This is a genomic window from Pseudomonas cichorii, from assembly GCF_019719005.1.
In the GTDB taxonomy this organism is placed as follows: Bacteria; Pseudomonadota; Gammaproteobacteria; order Pseudomonadales; family Pseudomonadaceae; genus Aquipseudomonas; species Aquipseudomonas cichorii_E.
Window position 1 is genome coordinate 1 of record NZ_JAIGPJ010000073.1, and the last position, 4,347, is coordinate 4,347.

At 55.3% G+C, this 4,347-nt stretch carries 1 protein-coding gene; it reads left to right on the forward strand.

Annotated features, from left to right (window positions below):
- The first annotated feature begins 6 nt into the window (after positions 1-6).
- Complete coding sequence (locus K5D32_RS25565) at positions 7-4,245, forward strand: neuraminidase-like domain-containing protein (protein ID WP_260407546.1); 4,239 nt, start codon at positions 7-9, stop codon at positions 4,243-4,245.
- Positions 4,246-4,347 lie beyond the last annotated feature (102 nt).

The following is a 4,347-nucleotide window of genomic DNA, read 5'->3' on the forward strand; positions in this document are numbered from 1 at the left end:
GTCGATATGAACGAGCGGGCCTACAAAGAAGGCACTGAAGGCCCCAAACACGACTACCCGACGCCGGGTGCCTGGTCGGACTGGAAGCGGGCAGAAATAGGGGTCAATGCCAATACCATTGAGCGCACGCTGCGGCCGGTATTTTTCAATAACCGGCTGTTTGTGACCTGGGTGGATATGATCCCTGTCTCCGAAGAGATTGAAGTCACCCTGCCCACAGGCAGCATCAAGCCCAACCCGGATGGCAGCATCCCCATTACTCCGGCCCCGCCACCGACCTCCACCCCCAAGGTGCGTCTGCTCTTCAATGTCTCGTACAAGAAATATGACGACTCCTGGAGCGCACCGCTGATTTACATGGATGTCACGTCGCTCAAAACTTTCACCTTTGCAGACAAGCCGGTGAACCTTGAAAACGATCTGAACAGCATCGCCGTGTTTGACGTTTCTGCTTCACCGGAATCGCTATTTATCGCCCTCTATGCAGGGGAAAAACTGGTCAGTGGCGATACGGACGGCTCTACGTCAGATTATGCCCTGCTGCACACCGCGTTTATTGACAAGAACTTCAATAAGGAAAGATCGTTCCCCAAAGAGGGTTATGTAGAAGAAAATTACAATGGAGCAGATGCCGAGCCTAATGAAAGCCGCATTCGTAAAACCTGCTGGGCGCTGGCACTCAAAAACAAAGGAAATTTTCAGTTCACATGGAGTGTTCACATTGGCTTAAAGCCCATTATTACCAAACCCGCACTTCCCGGGTCTGCCGACTGGGACTACAACGGTTGGCAGTCCAGGATACGGGGGATGGAAGATCCCGCTATCCAACAGCCTACCCTTGACCATGCCAGCTCTACGATACGCTTAACATCCGATATCAATGCCGACATCATCCCGGAAAGCGGTGACAGTGATCCTGAGCCGATGATCATTGATATAACCTTTGATTTCAGAGGCACCCCCCACACTAATTTACATTTAATAGTCGGCAAAAAAGAAGGCATTTACAACAAACTACTACCAGGCTCACTCATTAATTTTCTGCCTACAGAGGCAGTACCTAGCATTTTATCCATTCAGTTCTCCGCCTATATAAGCCATGATCTCCGCCTACCTATAGAGCTCATCGACTTCCTAAGAAACCCAAACCACCTACCCTATGTATTCGGCATGGACTCCAGAACGATCGATGCTACAGACGGCTATATAAACCATTACCTTACCCGGCTAGTCAGGCATGAGACCCTTTATGACATGAGCGATATCAAGGCAGGGCTTGTGATGATAGAACTACTCATCCCCTTCCAATGCACCGTCACCATTGAAGCGTCTAATACAAACCCTGAAATAACGCTCCATCAGTACATGAGCCACCCTCAAAACATGGCCCTGCCTTATGGCCCTCAAAAAATCATCACTAAAACGCAAAACCACGAAAGCTTGTTCACACCCACCCCCCAATCCATAACAATCCCCTTTAATAAAGCAACATTACTGCCAACATTACCCGCCACTTTTATGGAGGGTTCAAAAAAATTCTACATTACCCACGGCGTCGGGATTAACACTAAAAAAGACCAGGAATGGATTGGCTCCGCCATCAAATCCACCGAAATAGAACTCACCTGGGAATCCGAAGGCGGCGTCGACCCCATCGCTCCCAAAATCAACAAACGCACCGACCCATTGCTGGGTATCGCCGAATACATCGACTTTTCCGCCTCCACCATAAAATTCAGCGACGGTTCAACAACCGACAAACGCGACCCGATCCGCATGAATACCCTGTTCGCCCGTGAACTGATCAACAAGGCCAATATCGCCCTGGAAGCGTTGCTGTCCTGGGGGACTCAGCAACTACCGGAGCCACCTATTGGCGAAGAAACCGCGCCGAGCAAGATGGACTTCAAAGGGGCCAACGGCCTGTACTTCTGGGAACTGTTCCTGCATCTGCCGTTCATGATTTCCCACCGCCTGAATCTGGAGCAGCGTTTCAACGAAGCCGAATTCTGGCTGGGATTCATCTTCGATCCGGGACGCAAGGAAAACGCCAGTACCGGCGCGCCCGATTACTGGAATGTCCGGCCACTGACCGAGTTGCCGGACCCCGACTATTTCATGCGCGCCCCCATCGACCCAGACGGCATCGCCGCCAGCGACCCGGTCCGTTATCAGAAGGCCGTTTACTTCCACTACATCAAGAACCTCATCGACCGTGGCGACATGGCCTATCGGCAAGTGACCCCCGACAGCCTCGGCGAAGCCAAGCTGTGGTACGTGCGCATCCTCGACCTGCTAGGGCCTCGACCCGATACCGTGCTTATCAGCCAGTGGACGCCGATCAAACTGGCAGACCTGGCCGGAGCCAGTAACCCTGGCCTGCGCGCGTTCGAGATGCAACTGATCGAGCAGGAGCAACAGGTACGCGCCAGTGCGGCAGCCAATGACGGCAAGGCCGTAATCAGTTTCACTCAGCCGTCGCTGCGCCTGAGCACCTTCGGCAGCGACCCGACACTGGTCGAGGAAGACAACGGCCACTTTATCGTCCCCATGAATGCCGAGCTGACCAAATACTGGGACATGGTCGAATCACGCCTCTACAACCTGCGCCATAACCTGACCCTGGATGGCAAACCCTTGTCGCTGCCGCTGTTTGCTGCGCCGCTGGACCCACGCGCCCTGCTCGCAGCCTACGCCAATGGCGCGACCGAAGGCGGCGCGGGCAGCCTGCTAGCCCAGGAAACGCCGCACTACCGCTATGCGGTGATGTTCAACCGGGCGAGTGCCGCAGTGGATAACCTGATCCAGTTCGGCAATACCTTGCTGTCGATCATCGAGCGTAAAGAACAGGGGCAACTGATGGAGTTGCAACAGCAGCAGGTCTGGGAGTTCGCCCAGTACGCCATCGACTTGCAGCTGGAGGCTCAAAAGGTCGAAATCGACGCGCGCAAGGCGCTGGAGGCCAGCAAAGTGATAGCCGATGCCCGGGCCAGTTTCTACGGCAGGCTGGCGGATGAGAATGTCACGGATACAGAGATCACTGCAGCTGCCGCCCATATGGGTGCCAAAGTATTCACCGGTGTGGCGGCCATCTCGTCATCTGCCGCCGCAGCGATGAAAGTAACTCCCAACCACGGTGGCGCTCATGCAGGCCTGATTGGCGGGATGGCCGTTGGAGTAGCAGCAGGCGGTGCTGCAGGGGGGTTTGAAATTGAGGGTATTCCAGAGATGGTGGCCATCGGCGCGCAAGCTATCGCCACACTCGAAGACAGTGTCGGCGATGCTCTGGAAAAGGTGGAAATATTACGCCGCCGCCAGCAGGAGTGGATCAATGCGTGCGAACAGGCCCAGCTGGAATCCGAACAGATCGTGGCGCAACTGGCCGTGCACGATGCGCAGACTCGCGTCACCGCCTTGCAACTGCGTCAGGCTCAGGAAGCCAGGCAACAGGCCGAGGTCGTTTATGCATTTCTCAACAAACGCTTTACCAACAGCCAGCTTTACCAATGGCTCAACGGCCAGTTCTCGACCTTCTACTATCAGGCCTACGATGCGACGTTCTCCCTATGCCTCGCCGCACAAGCCTGCTGGCAATACGAAATTGCCGACTATTCAGCGAGTTTCATTCAGCCCGCCGCCTGGAAAGACACCTGGCGAGGCCTGACAGCCGGCGAATCGCTGAAGCTGGACCTGCTACGCATGGATGCGGCTTATCTGGCGCGCAACGATCGCAAGCTGGAGATCGTCAAGACGGTATCGGTGAGGCAATTGCCCATCTCCACAGAAGGAGATCCCAGCATCAACAGGGGCTGGGATGCTGTGGTCGCTCGCCTGGCCGATGAGAGCATCGCCGAATTTGAAATCACCCAGGCGATGCTCGATGCCGACTACCCGGGCCACTACTTGCGCCGTATCAAGCGCGTGAGTGTGTCGCTGCCGGTGACGGTCGGCCCGTATCAGGACATTCGCGCCACCCTGACGCAAACCTATAACGCGGTGCAGATGAACGGCCCGCAGGGCGCACCGAAAGAAAACATGCGCGCCAGCCAGCAGATCACCGTGTCGACCAGCGTCGACGACGACGGCCTGTTCGTTTTCAACTTCGATGACGAGCGCTACCTGCCCTTTGAAGGCACGGGGGCGATTTCCCGTTGGGCCTTGAAGTTCAGTGCCAGCCAGGAGGACATGATCGCCTCGATCACCGACATCATCGTTCACCTGCGCTATACCGCGAAAAGTGGCTGACAGGGCCGTCATGGGATCAGCCGCTGAACATTGAACGAATGGATTTTCATCAATTGCCAGGGAAGCTGCACATTATGTCTCGCTCCATTGAAAGCCAGCTCA

Bases quoted from the DNA above. Each gene is read 5' to 3' on its own strand.
- K5D32_RS25565 (WP_260407546.1), top strand. From the start codon at position 7: ATGAACGAGCGGGCCTACAAAGAAGGCACTGAAGGCCCCAAACACGAC.